The organism is Cobetia sp. ICG0124 (genome assembly GCF_004006355.1).
Taxonomy (GTDB): domain Bacteria; phylum Pseudomonadota; class Gammaproteobacteria; order Pseudomonadales; family Halomonadaceae; genus Cobetia; species Cobetia marina.
This window is the reverse complement of the sequence record NZ_CP024893.1, coordinates 2,974,018-2,994,114: the sequence shown is the minus strand read 5'-3', so window position 1 is coordinate 2,994,114 and position 20,097 is coordinate 2,974,018. Positions and strand designations below refer to the sequence as shown.

Below are 20,097 nucleotides of genomic sequence, written 5' to 3'. Positions count from 1 at the left end.
TTTCTGAGTCTCGTCTGCCGCGCCCTGCGGTGATGACGAACTGGCGCTCCTTCGGGGGCGCTTTTTTTATGCCTGATATCTGCCTTCTCAGGCGTCAGGAGGTGGGCATGAAGGACATGACGATGTGCGCTCAGCGTGGGGATCTGGAAGGGCTCAGGGAAGCGCTTGCCGAGCCCGGGGCGCGTGAGCGCCTCAATGATGTCGATTATCGCGGACGCTCGCCGTTGATGGTGGCCGTGCAGGCCAATCAGCCCGAAGCGGTGGCGGCGCTGTTGGCCGCGGGAGCTGACAGCGAGCAGACCGATGCCCTGCATGACACGCCATTGCTGGCTGCCGCGGCGCTGGGGTATGGCAATTGCCTGACCTGCCTGCTTGAGCACGGTGCCTCGGCCACGGTGCTCAATCGTTTCTCCTCCACGGCCCTGATGTCCGCCAGCGAGCGCGGCCATGCGGATATCTGTCGCGTGTTGCTGGAGCAGACGGACGTGCCGCCTGATCATCAGAATCGCCTTGGTTGGACGGCGCTGATCGAAGCCGTATTGCTGGGGGACGGCGGGGATGCCTATCAACAGGTGGTCAAGCAGCTGCTGGATCACGGCGCTGACGTCAATCTCGCGGATGCCGAGGGAGTGACACCTCTGGCGCACGCACGCTGGCGCAAGTTCGAGACCTTGAGTGACATGCTGGAAGCGGCTGGTGGTCGGGAGCAGGGCGTGGCGCATGTCGTGTCGGACGAAGGAGGCAGCGCATGGTATTACCCTGGGGGCTGTTGATCATCGGCGTGGCGCTGCTGTTGCTGGGTGCGCTTCGCTGGCAGTACGCACAATCACTCGCACGGGAAAGCGTCCAGGTGATGGGAGAGGTGATCAGTCATGATCGCGCCCTGAACGTGGAAGGGCGCGGCCGCATCCATCTGCCCAAGGGCGGTGAGTTGAGTGAGGACGAGGCCCTGGCGATGGCAGGCTTGCCGCCGGGGGGGCGCTTCAATGTCGAGTCGATCCAGTACGCGCCCATCGTGCGTTACCAGGACAGGCGTGGCGGTTGGCATGAATATGTATCACCGCTGGCGGTACAGACGCCGACACCTGCGGTCGGCGAGACCGTGGCCGTGAACTATCGACGCAGTGCGCCTCACGAGGCCAGTCTGCCTGGCACGCGCGGCTGGTTGATCGGCGTCCCATTGGCGCTGGGGATCGCGCTGTGTCTGGTGGCGCTGCGTCTGTTGTTGAGAGGGGGGCAACCCGGCGTTACGGTATCGGCATGCTGGTGCTGTGCTGGGGGCTGATACTTGGCATGCTGGTGTGGTGGTTCCAGGGGCAGCTCGAGGAGCGTACCCGCCCGAATGCCTCGCTGGCCGGTCAGGCATTGTCCCAGGGGGAGCCGCTGACCCTGACGCGCAACCGCTCAGGGCACTTCGTGGCACCCGGCGAGATCAATGGTGAGCCGGTGACCTTCCTGCTGGATACCGGCGCCACCTATGTCTCGGTGTCCGAATCACTGGCCGAGCGTCTGGCGTTGCCGCGCGGGCGCGATGCCCGCTTCACCACCGCCAATGGGGTGAGCCATGGCGCACTGACCACGCTGGATGTCGTCAGTCTGGCGGGGCTCAACCAGCGCGAGGTGCGCGGGGCCATCGTGCCGGGCATGCATGATGAGGTAGTGCTGCTTGGAATGAGCTTTCTGGGGGAGTTCGATATCAACATGCGGGGGCAGCAGATGACACTCACGCCGGTTGCGGGGCGTGGCGGCTGACGAGACTGCCAGCGGAAGATCAGTCCTGCTTGGGCGGCTCGACATGGCCACCGAAGCCGAAGCGCATCGCGGACAGCAGACGGTTGGCGTAGGTGTTTTCCTTGCGCGAGCTGAAGCGCGAGAACAGCGCGTTTGCCAGCACCGGCACGGCAACGCCCTGCTCGACGGCGGCATCGACGGTCCAGCGGCCTTCGCCACTGTCGGAGACGGCACCGCTGTAGTGATCCAGGCGCGCATCGCCGGCGAGCGCCTGGGCGGTCAGGTCGAGCAGCCAGGAGGAGACGACGCTGCCACGACGCCAGACTTCCGCGATGTCGGCCAGGTTGAGGTCGAAGCGCTGGTCTTCCGGAAGGTCCTCGGAGCCCTTGCTCTGCATCAGCTCGAAGCCTTCGGCGTAGGCCTGCATCAGGCCGTACTCGATACCGTTGTGCACCATCTTCACGTAGTGGCCGGCACCGACCGGGCCTGCGTGGATATAGCCACGTTCCGCGCGCTCATCCGGGGCATTGCGACCCTTGGTGCGCTCGAGGTTGCCATAGCCGGGGGCGAGGGTGTCGAACAGCGGCTCGAGATGATCGAACACGGCCTTCTCGGCGCCGATCATCATGCAGTAGCCGCGCTCCAGGCCCCACACGCCACCGGAGGTGCCCACGTCCACGTAGTTCAGACCCTTGTCCTTCAGCGTGGCAGCACGACGGATGTCGTCCTTGTAGAAGGTGTTGCCGCCATCGATGATGGTGTCGCCGGCTTCCATCAGCTCGGCCAGTGCGCTGATGGTCTGCTCGGTGATCTCGCCCGCCGGCAACATGACCCACACGGCACGCGGTGCCTTCAGCTGCTGGACCAGCGCCGCGAGATTGTCGACGTGGGTCGCGCCGTCAGCGACCAGTGACTGGGCAATCGCCTCGTCACGGTCATGGGCGACCACTTCGTGGCCATTGCGCATCAGGCGGCGGGCGATGTTGCCGCCCATGCGGCCGAGTCCGATGATACCGAGTTGCATGTTCGTTCCTTTCACGTGAAGCCGGGGAGAGTCGGGACGGCGCGAAGCCTACCCTGTGCGGGCGCTGGACGCAAAAACGGGCCATATCAATGACATGGCCCGTTGGGGTGCTCAGCGGAGACAGGCGTCAGTCGCGTGCCTGTCTCCGGGAGAGGGAGTGATCAGCGATCAATCCCAGCTCAGGGCACCGCCGACCTGATATTCGGTGACGCGCGTCTCGAAGAAGTTCTTCTCCTTGCGCAGATCGATGATCTCGGACATCCACGGGAACGGGTTCTTGGCGCCCGGGAACTGCTCCTTGAGGCCCAGCTGCGCGAGGCGACGGTTGCAGATGAAGTGGAGGTATTCCTCCATGATGGCCGCGTTCATGCCCAGTACGCCGCGCGGCATGGTGTCACGCGCGTATTCGATCTCGAGCTGGGTGCCTTCCAGAATCATCTGGGTGACTTCGTCCTGGAATTCGGCGGTCCACAGGTGCGGGTTCTCGACCTTGATCTGGTTGATCACGTCGATGCCGAAGTTCAGGTGCATGGACTCGTCACGCAGGATGTACTGGAACTGCTCGGCGACGCCGGTCATCTTGTTGCGACGACCCATGGACAGGATCTGGGAGAAGCCGCAGTAGAAGAAGATGCCTTCGGTGACGGCGTAGAAGCCGATCAGGTTGCGCAGGAATTCCTGGTCCGCTTCCGGTGTGCCGGTATGGAAGTCGGCACGCGCCAGCGCCTGGGTGTGCTTGAGGCTCCAGGCGGACTTGCGCGCCACGGAGTCCACTTCACGGTACATGTTGAAGACTTCGCCTTCGTCCATGCCCAGGGACTCGATGCAGTACTGGTAGGCGTGGGTGTGGATCGCCTCTTCGAAGGCCTGACGCAGCAGGTACTGGCGGCACTCCGGGTTGGTGATGTTCTTGTAGACGGCCAGCACCAGGTTGTTGGCGACCAGCGAGTCGGCAGTGGAGAAGTAACCCAGCGAGCGCATCACGATCAGACGCTCGTCTTCGGTCAGGCCGTCCTGGCTCTTCCAGAGCGCGATATCCGCGTTCATGTTCACTTCCTGCGGCATCCAGTGGTTCGCGGAGCCGTCGAGGTACTTCTGCCATGCCCAGTCGTACTTGAAGGGCACCAGCTGGTTGACGTCGGCGCGGGCATTGATCATGCGCTTCTCGTCGACCTGAATGCGCTGGGCACCCATTTCCAGTTCTTCCAGACCCTTGGCCACGTCAAGATCGTCCAGCGCCTGCTGGGCGCGGGCGATGCGTTCCGCTTCGCTGACCGCGTAGCCTTCGCTGTTCTCGCTCGCGACGGCAACTTCAGCCGCCGGGGCCGCCGGGGCTTCGGCCTGCGGCGCCGGTTTGGCAGCGGCCGGCTTCTCGGCAGCGGGGGCTTCGTCTTCGTGGAAATCGTCCCAGTTCAACATTTATTGGCATGCCTCACAGCCCAGCTCATCGATGTTGCTGGCGGAGGGGGCACGCTGACCGCTCTTGCCTTGCAGGAAGTCTTCGATGCCACGCGGTTCCGGCTTGGCTTCCGGTGCCGGGGTCGGCGCGGGAGCAGGAGCCGGAGTCGGTGCGTTGCCGACGGCGTTGTGCTTGCTGCGATCGACGGTGGACTTCTCCACGGCGGTCGCACCCAGAGCACGGAGGTAATAGGTGGTCTTGAGGCCACGGAACCATGCCATGCGGTAGGTCACGTCCAGTTTCTTGCCGGACACGCCCTGGATGTACAGGTTCAGGGACTGCGCCTGGTCGATCCACTTCTGGCGACGCGAGGCGGCTTCGACGATCCACTTCGGTTCGACTTCGAAGGCGTTGGCGTACAGCGCCTTGAGGTCTTCCGGAATGCGCTCGATCGGCTGGACGCTGCCGTCGTAGTACTTGAGGTCGTTGATCATGACCTCGTCCCACAGGCCGCGCGCCTTGAGGTCGTTGACCATGTAGGCGTTGACCACGGTGAACTCGCCAGACAGGTTCGATTTGACGAACAGGTTCTGGTAAGTCGGCTCGATGGACTGCGAGACGCCACAGATGTTGGAGATCGTCGCGGTCGGCGCGATCGCCATCACGTTGGAGTTGCGCATGCCCTGGGTGCGGACCTTCTCGCGGATGTAGTCCCAGTCCTGAGTCTGGCTTTCGTCCATCTCGATGTAGTCGGCGCCACGCTCGGTCTTGAGCTTCTCGATGGAATCGATCGGCAGGATGCCCTGACTCCACAGAGAGCCGTCGAAGCTCTCGTAACGGCCACGCTCGGCCGCCAGATCACTGGAAGCTTCGATGGCGTGATAGCTGACGAGTTCCATGGATTCGTCGGCGAAGGTCACGGCTTCTTCGGAGGCATAGGCGATGGACTGCGCGTAGAGCGCGTCCTGGAAGCCCATGATGCCGAGGCCGACCGGACGGTGACGCATGTTGGAGCGACGCGCCTGCGGAACGGCGTAGTAGTTGATGTCGATGACGTTGTCGAGCATGCGCACGGCGGTACGTACCGACTTCTTGAGCTTGTCGCCATCCAGCTTGCCGTCGATGACGTGCTGCGCCAGGTTGATCGAGCCCAGGTTGCAGACCGCGATCTCATCCTCGGAGGTGTTGAGGGTGATCTCGGTGCACAGGTTGGACGAGTGCACGACACCGGCGTGCTGCTGCGGGCTGCGCAGGTTGCACGGGTCCTTGAAGGTGATCCACGGGTGGCCGGTCTCGAACAGCATGGAGAGCATCTTGCGCCACAGATCACGCGCCTTGACGCGCTTGAACAGCTTCAGCTGGCCCTGACGGGTCATCTCCTCGTACTGCTCGTAACGCGCCTGGAAGGCCGCGCCGTACAGGTCGTGGAGGTCCGGGCAGTCGGACGGCGAGAACAGGGTCCACTCGGTGTCATCGAAGACACGCTTCATGAACAGGTCCGGCACCCAGTTGGCGGTGTTCATGTCGTGGGTACGACGACGGTCATCACCGGTGTTCTTGCGCAGGTCGAGGAATTCCTCGACGTCCATGTGCCAGGTTTCCAGGTAGGCACAGACGGCGCCCTTGCGCTTGCCACCCTGGTTGACGGCAACGGCGGTGTCGTTGACGACCTTCAGGAAGGGCACGACGCCCTGGGACTTGCCGTTGGTGCCCTTGATGTAGGACCCCAGTGCGCGCACCGGCGTCCAGTCATTGCCGAGACCGCCGGCCCACTTGGAGAGCATGGCGTTGTCGCGGATGGCACCGTAGATGCCGTCTAGGGCATCCGGCACGGTGGTCAGGTAGCAGCTGGACAGCTGGCTGCGACGGGTACCGGCGTTGAACAGGGTCGGCGTGGAGGCCATGTAGTCGAAGCTGGACAGCAGCTCGTAGAACTCGATGGCGCGACCTTCGCGGTCTTCCTCGTTCAGGGACAGACCCATGGCGACACGCATGAACATGACCTGCGGCAGCTCATAGCGCACGTCGTTCTGGTGCAGGAAGTAGCGGTCGTACAGGGTCTGCAGGCCGAGATAGGTGAACTGGTTGTCACGTGTGTGATCGATGGCGGCGCCGAGGCGATCCAGATCGAAGGTGGCCAGTTGCTCATCCAGCTGCTCGAAGGCGATGCCGCTCTCGATGTAGGCCTTGAAGGCGACCGGGTAGTGGTCCTTCATCTCGCCGAAGGTGGCCTCGTCAGCGACCTTGAGGAAGCTCAGGGCTTCGCGGCGCAGGTTGTCCTGCAGCAGGCGGGCGGTGACGTAGGTGTAGTTCGGGTCCTTCTCGACCAGCGTGCGCGCGGTCATCATCAGCGCGGTGGACACGCCATCGACCGGCACGCCGTCGTACAGGTTCTTCAGCGAGTCATCGACGATCTTCTGGGCGTCGACGTTGGACAGCTCGGCGCAGGCATCGAACACGAGTGTCTCGATACGGCCCAGATCCAGCGGACGCACGCTGCCGTCGAGGTGCGTGACATTGATGGTCGGGTGCGGCTTGGCGATGCCGTCGTTCTGCGCGCTGCGGGCACGGGCGTGCTCGTCACGGTAGAGAACGTAGGCGCGGGCCACCTTGTGCTCGCCGGAGCGCATCAGGGCCAGTTCGACCTGGTCCTGGATGTCTTCGATATGCAGAGTGCCACCATCAGGCATGCGACGCTGGAAGGCATCGGTGATCTGGCTGGTCAGCTGCTGGACCAGATCGCGGATGCGCGAGCTGGACTCGACCTGATCGCCTTCCACGGCGATGAACGCCTTGGAGAGTGCGACGGAGATCTTGCTGGCATCGAAGGGCGCAACATCGCCAGTGCGCTTGATGACGCGCAGGCGCTGGGGTGCGGTCACGTCGACTGCCGCCTGATCGGTGCTGAAAGTGGAATCCATGACGCCTTCCTGAATCGTCTGAAGGTGAATCGTTGCCCGTTAGGGCTCGAGGGCAATTCGTATCGGGGCGCAGGCTGAATATTCCTGCCTGCGACCGGGGACATTCTGTCGTCGTCAGCCTTGTTGTCGAGAAACTCGATCAGGCCCAGGCGGGGCATTCGGCGCCCGGGCTGAGCCTGATATCGTTCATGAGACACGGATCCAGCAGCCTTGCGTGACTGCCGTCCCATACGCTGATTCATGCTTTCGGGGCTTGACAATCGTCGCCATGATCTATGGGTGTCGACGTCGCCAAAACCCTACATATGGGGTGTGAGCTGATTTTGGACACAAGATAGTGTTGTTTGGAGGGGCGTGCAAGTGGATAACTTGTGGGTAAGGTGTGGTTGAAAATCCGTGCCTTGCCGCTGGGGGATGTCAAGAGTCTGAGCGTTAAATTTTCTGTTGATTTAAGGCGCAAGATAGTGTTGTTTTTGGGGTCGTGCAAGTGGATAACTTGTGGGTAAGGTGTGGTTGAAAATCCGTGCCTTGCCGCCCGGGGATGTCAAGACATTGCGTGTTAATTTCTTTGCCCCTCGTCAGTGCGCATGTGTGCGGGACAGCTGGCGCGTAAATCCCCAAATTGGCGTATCATTCGTGACAAATCACCCTGAAAAGGTTACGACGTGGCACAGGACGGTAACTCCCTGTGAGCCGCTGGCCACGCCGACCCAACGATGCGGATGGAATGCCCTTGGATACCAATGCGCAAGAACATGTACTGATTGTCGAGGATGACGAGCGTCTGGCGACATTGACGCGTGAGTATCTCGAAGCCAACAACTTCCGCGTCAGCGTCGAACACGATGGCGGCCGGGCAGTGGACCTGATCATCAGCCTGCGCCCCGACATCGTGATCCTCGATCTGATGCTGCCGGGCGAGGATGGCCTGTCCATCTGTCGTCGCGTGCGGCCCCAGTTCTCCGGCCCCATTCTGATGCTGACGGCACGTACTGATGACATGGATCAGGTGCTGGGCCTCGAGATGGGCGCCGATGACTACGTGCCCAAGCCTGTGCAGCCTCGCGTGTTGCTGGCGCGCATGCGTGCCTTGCTCAGGCGGGCCGACGGCCCGGAAGAGGCGGCAGGCGAGACGCGTCTCGTCTTCAATGACCTGGAGATCGACAACGCTACCCGTGAAGCCTGGCTGGCGCGTGAGCGTATCGAGCTGACCAGTGCCGAGTTCGATCTGCTGTGGCTGCTGTCTTCCAATGCCGGGCGCGTGCTGACTCGTGAAGAGATCTTCTCGGCGCTGCGTGGCATCAAGTATGACGGCCAGGATCGCTCCATTGACGTGCGCGTCTCGCGCATCCGGCCCAAGATCGGTGATGACCCCAATCACCCTGAGCGGATAAAGACGGTACGCAGCAAGGGTTACCTGTTCGTCAAGGACCTCTGATTCATGCGGCGTGCGCTGTCTGACAGTATCTTCCTGCGCGTCTACGTGGTGCTGCTGCTGGCGTTGCTCCTGACGCTGGGCGTGGCGTTGGGCGGTTATCAGCTGACCAACGCTGTCCGACTCGAGGCCTACCAGACCCGCCTGGGGGCGGCGCCGATGCTGCTGCTGACCCGGCAGGTGGCCGAGGCGCCTCCTGCCGAAAGGTCGAGCCTGCTGGAGCGCTCCTCGCGCCTGCTGGATGCGCGGCTGATGCTGGCGCCTGTCGAGGTATTCGACCTCAACTGGTGGGAGAAGCGCCGTCTGGCGGCCGGCCGGCCTCTGGTGCATGAGCATCAGGATGCCGGCTGGCAGCTACTGATGCAGGTGCCGGGTGAGGAGCAGGTGCTAGAGCTCAGGCTGCTGCATCTGGCTGAGCGACAGTTGCGGGGATTGATGTCGTTGCTGCGGGAAACCTTGTTGCCCATGGCACCGGAGCAGCGTGTCGCTCTGTTGTCGGAGCTGCAGGATGCCTCCGGGCTGGCCTTCGCTCAATTGCCTGACATGCCCAACGGGCTGGATGCGCAACAGGTCGGGCGGATCAACGACCAGCGAGTGGTGCTCAACATGGCAAGCCATGGACAGGCGCTGGCGCTCTATACCCGCCTGGAGGGTCACAACCTGATCAAGGTCGGGCCGCTGCAGGTCTTCGAGACGACCCCGGCGGCATTGATCGTTGCCATGATTCTGGCCGTCATCAGCCTGTTGGGAGGTGTCATCTATCTGGTCGTGCGTTCGCTGGAGGCACGGTTGACTCGACTGGAGAAGGCGGCGACCCGGATTGCCGGCGGCTACCTCGATACGCGGGTCAGGATCGAGACCAATGACTTTCTTGGCCGTCTCGGCATGGCCTTCAATGGCATGGCCGAACGCGTGCAGGGATTGCTGGGAGCCCAGCAGGACATGATTCGCGCCGTCTCCCACGAGCTGCGTACCCCGGTGGCACGTATCCGCTTCGCGCTGCAGATGATCGAGGACATGGTGGATGATGATTTCGTGCTCCGGCAGATCAAGGGCGCCGATGGTGACATCGAGGAGCTCGACAAGCTGATCGACGAGATCCTGACCTATGCACGCCTCAATGACGCCGCCGGGGTTCAGCTGGATCTGGGGGCGGTGGACTGTCGGGAAGTGGCGGAGCAGGTCTGTGAAACCTTGGCGCCACTGCATCCTGAGCTGCTGCTGAGCATTGAAGGCGGTGCCTTTGATGTGGAGGCGGAGGCACGCTATCTGCAGCGTGCGCTGCAGAATCTGGTCTCGAATGCCTGTCGGCATGCAGATTCACGTGTGCTGGTGCGCATTTCCAGAGACCCGCAGGTGGTGCGCATCGATGTCGAGGATGATGGCCCCGGCGTGGGCGAGGAGGACCGCAAGAAGGTCTTCAAGCCATTCGCGCGACTGGATGATTCACGCACGCGATCTTCAGGTGGCTATGGTCTGGGGCTCTCCATCGTGCAGAAGATCATGCACTCTCATGGCGGAAGCGTGGTGGTCGATCGAGGCATCGCCCTGAAAGGGGCACGTTTCAGCCTGCTGCTGCCCTTGTCCAGCAGCAAGCTGGGACGTGAGGCGCCTCCTTCCTTGCCGCCCGTCTGCATGACGCATTGATCGGCTCCTGGGAGCTGCAACGCTTCTGGTATGCCTGGCCGGATGGGCGTGAATGGGAGCCATTGGGGAGGTGTGCGGGTCAGCTGCACTATCTCCCCAATGGCTTCATGAGCGTTCAGCTGGCGGCTCGTGAGCGTGAGCCTCTTGGGGTGGCGCCCACTGATGATCAATTGATGGCGGCCTTTCGACAGGGCTTTGCCTATTGTGGGCGCTGGTGCTGGGATGAGCGGCGTCAGGAGGTCCGTCATCAGGTAGACGTCGCGAGCATCGCGGACTGGAGTGGCGTGACGCTGGCGCGGCGAGTCCAGCTCACCGGAGAGTCACTGCTGCTGGGCACGGACGCGCCCAATCTTCAGCTGCCTGCAGGGGGCTATACCACCTGGCTTGCCTGGCAGCGCCTTCATGATAGATGACATCATTACCGAAAAGGCTTGACGGGATCATGGCTTAAGGTGCAAGGTAACCCCTGTTGGATAGCAAGACGCACCACTCAGTCGCCTGTGCTGCTCGGTAAAACGCCTTGAGCGCCCCGAAATGCCTCGCTGATTTGATGCATGGTTTTGCTTTGCCCACGCTCTTCGGGTAATGCCCGTTATTTCAAACATGCTAATCAGAGAGGAATTTCTCATGGCAACTGGTACAGTTAAGTGGTTCAACGACGCGAAAGGTTTTGGTTTCATTGCTCCGGCTGACGGCGGTGACGATCTGTTCGTTCACTTCTCCGAAGTCCAGGCAGAAGGCTTCAAGACCCTGCAGGACGGCCAGCAGGTCTCCTTCGACGTGACTCAGGGCCAGAAAGGCCTGCAGGCAGCCAACGTCAAGGCTATCGACTGATCATCACTCGCTGCGGAATTCGTTCCGTGTGAGATGATAGATGTCTAGAAGCGCCCCAGCTCATGCTGGGGCGCTTCTGTTTGTGTGCGTGAAAATCAGGCTGGCTTCACGCCGCTGAGCACCTCAAAGGAGGTCTCGCGGGCAGTGCGCAGGAAATCATCCATCCAGGGAGTGCCCAACAGATCCTCTCGCACCGCGGCATAGAGCGTCGCCCAGATTCCGTCGCCCAGAGGCAGGCCACGAACATAATCGCGGGTCAGGTATTCGGCCAATGCCCAGTTGGGCAGTGCCGTCACGCCGCGACCGCTGGCGACAAGCTGCATCATCATGACCGTCATCTCGGCATGGCGGATCTCGCGAGGGCTGATGTTGGCGGGCTCGAGGAACTGGGTGAACACGTCCAGTCGGTCATGCTCGACAGGGTAGATGATCAGCACTTCTTCCCGCAGGTCTTCCGGTTCCACACGGCCCTTGAGAGCCAATGCATGCTGGCGTGCCACGGCCAGCATGACTTCGTAGCGGAACAGCGGCAGGTACTGGATACCGGTCATCTCCACCGGATTGGCCGTGATGACCAGGTCCAGCTGCTCGCGACCCAGCGCCTGGAGGGGAGAGAAGCTATGGCCCGAAGGAATGTCGACCTCAATCTCCGGCCAGTGATCCCGGAAGCGATCCACCGTCGGCATCAGCCATTGGAAGCAGCTGTGGCATTCGATGGCCATATGCAGCCGTCCTTGCTCACTGCCTGCCATGCGCGCGATGTCACGCTCTGCCATGCGAAATTGCGGCAGTACCTGTTCTGCCAGTGACAGCAGGCGTTGCCCTGCACGGGTGAACTCGACCGGGCGCGTCTTGCGAATGAACAGCGGCGTGCCCAGGCGCTCTTCCAGGTCCTTCAGTTGATGTGAGAGGGCGGACTGGGTGAGGTGGATGCGCTCGGCAGCCTCGACCAGCGAGCCGGCATCACGCAGTGCCAGCAGCGTGCGGAGATGGCGTAGTTCGAGCATGATGAGTTTTGCTCATTTGGATGAGTCATGTCTGCCACACCGCTCAATGTTCTGCTGGTCTCATCTTCCCTGTTCGGAGAAAAAGGCAACTCTCGTGAACTGGCTTCCGCGTTCGTGGATGCCTTGCAGGCGTCCGGTCACGAGCATCAGTTGACGCATCATGATCTGGTCGAGCGCGACCTTCCGCACCTGGGCGCCGCCGAGATGCAGGCATGGATGACGCCGGCGGATGAGCGAAGCGCCGAGCAACGCAAGCTCGCCGAGCTGTCCGATGGTTTCCTGGCCGAGCTGAGAGCGGCTGACCTGCTGGTCATCGCGGCACCGCTCTACAATCTGGGCCTGCCGACCCAGATGAAGGCGTGGTTCGACCGGGTGCTGCGTGCCGGCGAGACCTTCCGCTATACCGAGAAGGGGCCGGTAGGTCTGCTGGAAGGCAAGCAGGCACTGGTGCTGGCAGCACGTGGCGGGATGTATGCGGGCAGTGACCTGGATTCCCAGACGCCGCATCTCACATCCATGCTTGGGCTGATGGGCATCACGGATCAGCACTTCGTATACGCTGAAGGCCTCAACATGGGCGATGAGCAAAAGGTGGGAGCTCTGTCAGAGGCCAGGACAGGCATCGCCAACTACGTGGATGCTCTGCCAGTGGCCGGAAACGCTCAGCCTTGGTCTTCGAGCACTTCCAGTGCGCCCTTGAGGCGCGCATGCAGTTCTTCCATCGGTGGCTGAGCGCCGCCTTGCGGCCAGCCGGCCGTCAACACCACGCCATCGGCGGCATAGTCGCTGGCATCCACCGGTACATCGTAGCCGTTCAGCCAGTGACGCACGTCGGCCTCATGAGCGAATCCGACCTTGAGGCGTCTGGGTGTACGCGGCGTGAAGGTGGTGGTGGGCAGTCGCTCGAGGGCGTCGAGCACGGCACGACTGTACGCGCGAGCCAGACCACCGGTGCCCAGCTTGATGCCGCCGAAGTAGCGGATCACCACGCAGGCGATCTGCCCCACGCCGCTGCCTTCCAGTACCTGATACATCGGCCTGCCGGCGGTACCGCCCGGCTCTCCGTCATCGGAGAAGCCGATGGCATTCTGCTCATTCGGCGCACCCGCGATGAATGCCGTGCAGTGATGGCGTGCATTGGGATGGGCGAGATGCGCCTGTTCCAGCAGCCGCGTCATGGCGTCTGGTGTCGGAGCGTGGGCCAGCCAGGCGATGAAGCGGCTCTTCTCGATCTCGATGCTGTGCTCGTGATGCGCCTCTGGCGCCAGTGCAGGTATCTGATAGCTCATCGTGCCATCTTAGCAAAGCGTCGCCCTCAATGAGTGACGGCGTTGCCGCGTACGACACCCATCACCATGCCCAGCACTTCGATATCGGCATTCTTGAGGTAGATGGGGGCCATGCTGTCGTTGGCCGGTTGCAGGCGTACACCGCTCTTCTCGATATACAGCTTCTTCAGCGTCACTTCCTGCTGGTTGATCATCACCACGGCGGTCTCACCGTTCTCGGCACTTTCACTGCGCTCGATGATGATGATGTCGCCATCATGGATGTTGCAGTTGATCATCGAGTGGCCGCGAACGCGCAGGGCGTAGGTATTGCGTCGCACCATGCGCGTCGGCACGGCGATCGTGCCGCAGTCGGCGATGGCTTCGATGGGCATGCCGGCGGTGATGTTGCCGAGCAACGGGATATCCATCATGTCGCTGGCAGTGATTTCCTGCCAGGCCTCGTCATTGAGCGGCAGATTGTGAAGGCGCTGAAGGTAGTGTGGAGCGTGAAGACGTGACATGAGCTATCCCCTGATGCTGTGCGGTCGGCTGCGGGTCGCGTCATTCGGGCGACCGGTGGTCAGTGCCGGCTTCAGCTCGTAGAATGACGCGATTGGATCCCTCGGGACCAGCCTCTGATGTCGCGCTCCGCGACTGACCAGCCGCGAGATGTCGGGATGTCGATCCAGCCAGTCAGCGATGAAGCCCGTTGCGTGCCGCCCTTGCTGGCGGTGCGGGCGCTTGGGTGTGAGCGCGATGAGCGCTGGCTGTTCCAGACGCTCGACTTCAGCCTCGCGGCGGGCGAGATCCTGCAGATCGAAGGCCCCAATGGCAGTGGCAAGACCACCCTGCTCAAGATTCTGTCCGGGCAGTTCCATGATCACGAAGGCGAAGTGCTCTGGCAGGGGCAGCCTGCCTCGCGGGTGCGCGACGATTTTCTGGGATCTCTGCTCTATCTGGGTCACCAGCCCGGCATCAAGGGCACGCTGACGGCATTGGAGAATCTTGCCTGGTATCAGGCGCTCGGTGGCTCGCCTGGGCAGCGCTGGACGCCGTGGGGCTTGCCGGCTTCGAGGATGTGCCGGCCCAGCAGCTGTCGGCTGGTCAGCAGCGGCGCATCGCCCTGGCGCGATTGCATCTGACACCGCGTCGACTGTGGGTGCTCGACGAGCCCTTCACCGCCATCGACAGCGATGGCGTCCAGGCGCTGGAGGCGCTGCTGCTGGCGCATGCCGAGCGGGGTGGCAGCGTGGTGATGACGACCCACCATCGCTTCTCGGATGTCTCGCGATTGCGCCGAATAGGCCTTGGGCAACGCGCTGGCGCGGAGTCGAGGGAGGGCGCCTGGGCATGAGACATGATCCTCTGACACCATTGTCCGAGTCTCCCGTTGCCTGCTCGTTGGGAGGGGCACTCAAGGCGACACTTCGACGCGACCTGCGTCAGGCGTTGCGCCGGCGCAGTGAGCTGATCAACCCGCTGGTATTCTTCGCCCTGGTGATCACGCTGTTTCCGCTGGGGATCTCGCCGGACAAGGCGTTGCTGGCGACACTGGCGCCGGGGCTGCTGTGGGTGGCGGCCTTGCTGGCCACGTTGCTGTCACTTGAGGGGCTGTTCCGGCAGGACCTCGACGACGGTAGCCTTGAGCAACTGCTGCTGACACCCCAGCCGTTGCCATTGCTGGTGCTGGCCAAGGTGGCGGGGCACTGGCTGTTGACCGGTCTGCCGTTGGCGCTGATGGCACCGCTGCTGGGCGTGATGCTGGGGCTGCCGAGCGGCGCCTTCGGGGTGCTGATCGCCTCGCTGGCGCTGGGCAGTCTGAGCCTGTCGCTGATCGGCGCGATCGGCGCGGCGCTGACGGTCGGGCTGCGGCGCGGCGGCGTGCTGCTCTCGCTGATCATCCTGCCGCTGTACATTCCCGTGCTGATCTTCGGCGCCGGCGCGGTGCAGAGCGCCGTCACCGGCATGCCCAGCGCCGCCCACCTGGCCATGCTGGGTGCGATGCTGGCGCTGGCACTGTTGCTGGCGCCGCTTGCCATCGCCGCCGGCCTGAGGTTGAGCATCAATGGCTAGTCCCTGCTCCCTGCCGGCTGGCAGAGGGTGGCCTGAGTGCCGCCAGCACTTCGCCAGATATCCTTTCGCCCCTGACAAGAGGCTCGTGTGAACGCCGATTCCGACTCTCATCAAGCGCCTGCTCGCAAGGTTCGCCCGCGCAAGGGCGGGCTGTGGCCATGGCTGCATCGCTTGGGCACACCGGCGACCTTCTTCGCGGCCAGCCAGCGCTGGCTGCCGTGGCTGTGGGCCGTGGCGATCATCGCGCTGGTGGCCGGCAGTGCCTGGGGACTGGCCTTCGCGCCGGCGGATTACCAGCAGGGCAACAGCTTCCGCATCATCTACGTGCATGTGCCGGCGGCGATTCTCGCCCAGTCCTGCTTCATGCTGCTGGCGGCATGCGCACTCATCTTCCTTGTCTGGAAGATCAAGCTGGCGGACATGGTCGCCACGGCCGCCGCCCCCGTCGGCGCCTTGATGACGGCGATGGCGCTGTTTTCCGGCTCGGTATGGGGCATTCCCACCTGGGGCACCTGGTGGATCTGGGATGCCCGGCTGACGTCGATGCTGATCCAGCTGTTCCTGTATCTGGGCGTGATCGTGCTGCGTGGTTCCTTCGCCAGTCGTGACAGCGGCTCGCGTGCCGCCTCGATTCTGGCGCTGGTCGGCATGGTCAATATCCCGATCATCAAGTATTCGGTGGATTGGTGGAGCACACTGCATCAACCTGCCACCTTCACGCTGAGTGAAGCACCGCCGATGCCGGCCAGCATGTGGATTCCGCTGCTGCTGCTGGTCATCGGCTTCTACGCCCTGTTCGGTGCGCTGGTACTGATGCGCACGCGGGTCGAGGTGCTGAGGCGTGAGAGTCGCAAGCAATGGGTGCGTGACCTGCTGAGCCCGCACTCGGACTCACGCCCCGGCCAGAATTCGCCTGCAGGCCCCGTTTCCACAGAGGGTGATCACTGATGAGCTTGCCCGATGTCGCCTTCTCGAGTGTCAGCGAGTTCTTCGCCATGGGAGGGCACGCCCTCTACGTGTGGTCCGCCTGGGGGCTGACGGCGGCATGCCTCGCGGGGCTGGTGATCGCCACGCGGCTGTCCCGTCGCGCGGTGGAGGCCGATATCCGCCGCCGCCTGCGTCGGGAATCCGCCCGTTCCTGAATCCATTCTCGACCTCCCGTGCCAGTCGTCCCGCTGGTCGCGAGAGGCATGATCGTCCCTTGCCCTGATCGAGCCCTGACCATGACCCCCAAACGCAAGCAGCGCCTGTATCTCGTCACGGCCATCGTGCTGCTGGCCGCCCTCGCGGTGGGCCTCACGCTCTATGCCCTGCGCGCCAACATCAATGCCTTCTACACCCCGACCCAGATCGCCAGTGGCGAGGCGCCCCAGGGGCGTCAGATTCGCGCAGGCGGCATGGTGCGCGATGGCAGTGTCAGGCGTGACAACGAGACGCTGGATGCCATCTTCACCGTCACCGATTTCGATCATGACGTGACGGTGCATTATCAGGGCATCCTGCCGGACCTGTTCCGTGAAGGGCAGGGCGTGGTGGTGATGGGCACCTTCGATGGTGAGCATCTCGAGGCCAGCGAAGTGCTCGCCAAGCATGACGAGAAGTACATGCCGCCGGAGGTATCCGAGGCTCTCAAGGCGTCCGGACGTGATGTCTCTGGCAACAGGACGGGTGACCCTCAGGAGGCGCAGTGATGGTGACGCAACTGTTGCCGGAAATCGGCCATTTCGCGCTGATTCTGGGGGCCTGTCTGGCCTGCGTGCAGGCGGTGGTGCCGCTGGCGGGAGCCGCCACGCGTCGCCCGCTGTGGATGAGCTTCGCCCAGCCGATGGCCTGGGGGCAGTTCCTGTTCGTGCTGATCGCCTATGCCTGCCTGACCGCGAGCTTCCTGCTGGATGACTTCAGCGTCGCCTACATCGCCAACAACTCCAACAGCCAGCTGCCGTGGTACTTCAAGTTCAGTGCCGTGTGGGGAAGTCACGAGGGTTCGGTGCTGCTGTGGAGCCTGATACTGGCGGGCTGGGGCTTTGCCGTCTCGCTGGGTGCGCGCGATCTGCCGCGCGACATGCTGGCGCGGGTACTGGGCATCATGGGATTGATCTCCACCGGCTTCATGGCCTTCGTGCTGCTGACCTCCAATCCCTTCGCACGTCTGCTGCCGGACATGCCGGCAGATGGCGCGGATCTCAATCCGCTGTTGCAGGACATCGGGCTGATCATCCATCCGCCGATGCTCTACATGGGCTATGTCGGTTTCTCGGTGGCATTCTCGTTCGCGATGGCGGCCCTGCTGGGCGGGCGCCTCGATGCGGCATGGGCACGCTGGGCGCGCCCCTGGACCAACATCGCCTGGGCGTTCCTGACCGTCGGCATCGCGCTGGGCAGCTGGTGGGCCTACTACGAGCTTGGCTGGGGCGGCTGGTGGTTCTGGGACCCGGTGGAGAACGCCTCCCTGATGCCGTGGCTGGCGGGTACCGCCCTGATCCACTCACTGGCGGTCACCGAGAAGCGCGGTGCCTTCAAGAGCTGGACGGTGCTGCTGTCGATCTTCGCCTTCTCGCTGTCACTGCTGGGGACCTTTCTGGTGCGCTCCGGCGTGCTGACCTCGGTGCACGCCTTCGCCAGTGATCCGGACCGCGGGCTGTTCATCCTCGTGCTGCTCGGTATCACCGTTGGTGGCTCGCTGTTGCTGTTCGCGCTGCGCGCACCGCGCGTGCGCTCGACGCTCGGCTTCCACTGGCTCTCGCGGGATGCCTTCCTGCTGGTCAACAACCTCGTGCTGCTGGTGATGATGGTCACCGTGCTGCTGGGCACTCTCTATCCGCTGGTGCTGGATTCGCTGGGGCTGGGCAAGATCTCGGTGGGCCCGCCGTACTTCAATGCGCTGTTCGTGCCGCTGACCACGTTGCTGTGTGCCTTCATGGGGCTCGGGCCGGCCTCGCGCTGGAAGCAGATGCCTGGGCGCGAGCTTGCACGCCGGCTTGCGCTCTCCGGCGGCGCGGCACTCATCATCGGTAGCCTGCTGCCGCTGTTGCTGGATATCGAGTGGAGTCTCTCGGTGGCACTCGGGCTGGTCATCGCGCTGTGGGTGGTGCTGCCGCTGCTGCGCGACCTGTGGGACAAGAGTGCCTCCAGGGCAGGGCGCTGGGCAGGTCTCAAGCGCCTCACGCCCAGCTACTGGGGCATGCAGCTGGCGCATCTGGGCCTGGCGGTGACCATCGTCGGCGTAACGCTGGTCTCCAATACCGAGGTCGCCGAGAACGTGCGCATGGTGCAGGGCAAGGAAGTCAGCGTGGGCGGCTATCAGTTCCGCATGACCGAACTTGGCGAGTATCGCGGTCCCAACTACCTGTCGGACCGCGCCACGGTGGAGGTCAGTCGTGATGGCGAGGCGGTGACGACGCTGCATCCCGAGAAGCGCCTGTTCCTGGCCAGCGGCATGCCGATGACCGAAACCGCGCTGGATGCCGGCTTCACGCGTGACCTCTACGTCGCCATGGGCGAGAAGCTCGATGACGATAGCTGGGCAGTACGCATCCAGGTCAAACCCTTCGTGCGCTGGCTGTGGCTGGGCGCTTTGCTGATGGGCGCGGGCGGTGTGATAGCCGTGCTGGATCGCCGTTATCGTCGGCGTGTCGAGGCCAGCACGGTGACCGACAATCCCTCACTCACCACGCAGGAGGCTCACCCATGAATCTTCGTCGTCTGGTGCTGTTCTTGCCGTTGGTGGTCGTGGTGGGGCTGGGCGCTTTTCTCTATCAGCGCCTCGATGATGACCCCTACGCACGGGATTCCGCGCTGCTGTCGCGCCCCTTCCCCGCATTCTCGCTCAGCACCCTGGGTGACCCGCAGGCGAGCCTCGATGCCTCGCTGCTCAAGGGCCAGGTCAGCCTCGTCAACGTCTGGGGCGAGTGGTGCCCGACCTGCAAGCACGAGATGCCTCAGCTGCTGGATCTCGCGAATCGCGGTGTGCACATGGTCGGGGTCGACTACAAGGACAAGCGTGCCAAGGGCCGGCAGTTCCTGGAGGAATTCGGTGACCCGTTCAGCGTCAATCTCTTCGACCCGGACGGCACCCTGGGGTTTGATCTCGGCGTCTATGGGGCACCGGAAACCTTCCTCGTCGATGCCGAGGGCGTGATCCGCTATCACCACACCGGCTACATCCGCCCCGAGGATGTCCGTGATGTCATCCTGCCGACACTGGAGCGGATCGCGAAACCTGCGACTGGTGCCGCCGGCCCGGCGAGGAGGCCAGCTCATGAAGTCCGTGCTCAAGAGTGTCGCCATCCCGCTGGTGCAGGCGCTGGTCGTGCTGCTGTTTCTCTCGTGGCTGGCGGCTGGCAAGGCGCAGGCCGCCATCGAGGTGCATCAGTTCGACAATCCTGTGCTGCAGAAGCGCTACGACAGCCTGACGGCTGCGCTGCGCTGCCCCAAGTGTCAGAACCAGGCGATCGGTGACTCGGATTCCCCCATCGCCGGTGACATGCGCCAGAACGTGGCGAATCTGCTCAATGACGGTCGCAGTGACAGCGAGATCCAGAATTTCATGGTCGCGCGTTTCGGCGAGTACGTGCTCTACAATCCGCGCCTCGATGGGCGTACCTGGCTGTTGTGGGGCGGCCCGGCGGCCCTGATCGCGCTCGGACTGCTCATCGTGGCCTTGATCGTGCGGGCCCGGCGACGGGCACGGGTGCGTGCGCTGGACGATGATGAGCAGGCACGCCTTTCAGCGCTGCTCGATAGGCATCGCGATGC

At 63.3% G+C, this 20,097-nt stretch carries 19 protein-coding genes and 3 pseudogenes; 16 read left to right on the top strand and 6 right to left on the bottom strand.

The window, feature by feature from the left end:
- Positions 1-107: 107 nt before the first annotated feature.
- From CU110_RS13880 to CU110_RS13870, 3 genes are read left to right on the top strand one after another with little or no spacing between them, the layout of a single operon-like run.
- Entirely contained in the window at positions 108-773 is a 666-nt protein-coding gene (locus CU110_RS13880; protein ID WP_164850380.1) for an ankyrin repeat domain-containing protein, read from the top strand.
- Positions 749-1,285: a DUF3592 domain-containing protein gene (locus CU110_RS13875; protein WP_127736374.1), complete on the top strand. Its 537-nt coding sequence runs from the start codon at positions 749-751 to the stop codon at positions 1,283-1,285. Before CU110_RS13880 ends, CU110_RS13875 begins: the two co-directional genes overlap by 25 nt.
- On the top strand, positions 1,261-1,752 hold the full coding sequence (locus CU110_RS13870; RefSeq protein ID WP_127736371.1) for a retropepsin-like aspartic protease: 492 nt from the start codon (positions 1,261-1,263) through the stop codon (positions 1,750-1,752). Before CU110_RS13875 ends, CU110_RS13870 begins: the two co-directional genes overlap by 25 nt.
- 19 nt (positions 1,753-1,771) lie before the next feature.
- Here CU110_RS13870 and gnd read toward each other — a convergent pair whose 3' ends face one another.
- The 3 genes from gnd to CU110_RS13855 form a co-directional block, all read right to left on the bottom strand.
- Positions 1,772-2,755: a phosphogluconate dehydrogenase (NAD(+)-dependent, decarboxylating) gene (gene gnd, locus CU110_RS13865; RefSeq protein ID WP_077378886.1), complete on the bottom strand. Its 984-nt coding sequence runs from the start codon at positions 2,753-2,755 to the stop codon at positions 1,772-1,774.
- Between the two features lie 168 nt (positions 2,756-2,923).
- A complete protein-coding gene (locus CU110_RS13860; RefSeq protein WP_127736368.1) occupies positions 2,924-4,174 on the bottom strand; it encodes a ribonucleotide-diphosphate reductase subunit beta in 1,251 nt (416 codons plus the stop codon).
- Entirely contained in the window at positions 4,175-7,075 is a 2,901-nt protein-coding gene (locus tag CU110_RS13855) for a ribonucleoside-diphosphate reductase subunit alpha (RefSeq protein WP_084209391.1), read from the bottom strand.
- A 727-nt stretch (positions 7,076-7,802) separates the two neighbouring features.
- Here CU110_RS13855 and CU110_RS13850 point away from each other — a divergent pair.
- From CU110_RS13850 to CU110_RS13835, 4 genes are all read left to right on the top strand, one after another.
- Positions 7,803-8,513: a winged helix-turn-helix domain-containing protein gene (locus CU110_RS13850; RefSeq protein WP_077378895.1), complete on the top strand. Its 711-nt coding sequence runs from the start codon at positions 7,803-7,805 to the stop codon at positions 8,511-8,513.
- Positions 8,514-8,516: 3 nt separating this feature from the next.
- Complete coding sequence (locus tag CU110_RS13845; RefSeq protein WP_127736365.1) at positions 8,517-10,157, top strand: ATP-binding protein; 1,641 nt, start codon at positions 8,517-8,519, stop codon at positions 10,155-10,157.
- Positions 10,154-10,570 (top strand): lipocalin-like domain-containing protein, encoded by a 417-nt coding sequence (locus tag CU110_RS13840; protein WP_164850379.1) that lies wholly within the window; start codon positions 10,154-10,156, stop codon positions 10,568-10,570. The genes CU110_RS13845 and CU110_RS13840 overlap by 4 nt, the downstream gene beginning before the upstream one ends.
- Positions 10,571-10,784: 214 nt before the next feature.
- Entirely contained in the window at positions 10,785-10,991 is a 207-nt protein-coding gene (locus tag CU110_RS13835; RefSeq protein WP_077378903.1) for a cold-shock protein, read from the top strand.
- 95 nt (positions 10,992-11,086) lie between these two features.
- On the opposite strand, the gene CU110_RS13830 is transcribed toward CU110_RS13835, so the two are convergent.
- Positions 11,087-11,998, bottom strand: coding sequence for a LysR family transcriptional regulator (locus CU110_RS13830; protein WP_077378906.1), 912 nt, complete (start codon positions 11,996-11,998; stop codon positions 11,087-11,089).
- 27 nt (positions 11,999-12,025) lie between these two features.
- On the opposite strand from CU110_RS13830, the gene CU110_RS13825 reads away from it, so the two are divergent.
- Positions 12,026-12,730, top strand: a complete 705-nt coding sequence (locus CU110_RS13825; protein ID WP_127736359.1) for an NAD(P)H-dependent oxidoreductase — start codon at positions 12,026-12,028, stop codon at positions 12,728-12,730.
- Here CU110_RS13825 and CU110_RS13820 read toward each other — a convergent pair.
- Both CU110_RS13820 and CU110_RS13815 read right to left on the bottom strand, forming a co-directional pair.
- Complete coding sequence (locus tag CU110_RS13820; RefSeq protein WP_084209387.1) at positions 12,661-13,287, bottom strand: YigZ family protein; 627 nt, start codon at positions 13,285-13,287, stop codon at positions 12,661-12,663. The genes CU110_RS13825 and CU110_RS13820 overlap by 70 nt on opposite strands.
- A 26-nt stretch (positions 13,288-13,313) precedes the next feature.
- Positions 13,314-13,790, bottom strand: a complete 477-nt coding sequence (locus tag CU110_RS13815) for a LexA family transcriptional regulator (protein ID WP_077378921.1) — start codon at positions 13,788-13,790, stop codon at positions 13,314-13,316.
- 156 nt (positions 13,791-13,946) lie between these two features.
- On the opposite strand from CU110_RS13815, the pseudogene ccmA reads away from it, so the two are divergent.
- From ccmA to CU110_RS13775, 8 genes and pseudogenes are all read left to right on the top strand, one after another.
- Positions 13,947-14,623: pseudogene (gene ccmA, locus CU110_RS13810) on the top strand (cytochrome c biogenesis heme-transporting ATPase CcmA).
- Complete coding sequence (gene ccmB, locus CU110_RS13805; protein ID WP_077378925.1) at positions 14,620-15,342, top strand: heme exporter protein CcmB; 723 nt, start codon at positions 14,620-14,622, stop codon at positions 15,340-15,342. Before ccmA ends, ccmB begins: the two are co-directional and overlap by 4 nt.
- Before the next feature lie 150 nt (positions 15,343-15,492).
- Positions 15,493-16,290, top strand: a complete 798-nt coding sequence (locus tag CU110_RS13800; RefSeq protein WP_084209826.1) for a heme ABC transporter permease — start codon at positions 15,493-15,495, stop codon at positions 16,288-16,290.
- Positions 16,290-16,484, top strand: coding sequence for a heme exporter protein CcmD (ccmD, locus tag CU110_RS13795; RefSeq protein ID WP_077378928.1), 195 nt, complete (start codon positions 16,290-16,292; stop codon positions 16,482-16,484). Before CU110_RS13800 ends, ccmD begins: the two co-directional genes overlap by 1 nt.
- An 81-nt stretch (positions 16,485-16,565) precedes the next feature.
- Positions 16,566-17,033 carry a cytochrome c maturation protein CcmE gene (gene ccmE / locus CU110_RS13790; RefSeq protein WP_127736356.1) on the top strand — a complete coding sequence of 156 codons (468 nt, stop codon included), beginning with the start codon at positions 16,566-16,568 and terminating at the stop codon, positions 17,031-17,033.
- Positions 17,033-19,033 (top strand): heme lyase CcmF/NrfE family subunit, encoded by a 2,001-nt coding sequence (locus CU110_RS13785; RefSeq protein WP_084209385.1) that lies wholly within the window; start codon positions 17,033-17,035, stop codon positions 19,031-19,033. Before ccmE ends, CU110_RS13785 begins: the two co-directional genes overlap by 1 nt.
- Positions 19,030-19,551, top strand: a pseudogene (locus tag CU110_RS13780) (DsbE family thiol:disulfide interchange protein); the annotation flags it as partial. The gene CU110_RS13785 and the pseudogene CU110_RS13780, both read left to right, overlap by 4 nt.
- Positions 19,517-20,020 (top strand): annotated as a pseudogene (locus tag CU110_RS13775) (cytochrome c-type biogenesis protein); the annotation flags it as partial. The pseudogenes CU110_RS13780 and CU110_RS13775, both read left to right, overlap by 35 nt.
- Positions 20,021-20,097 lie beyond the last annotated feature (77 nt).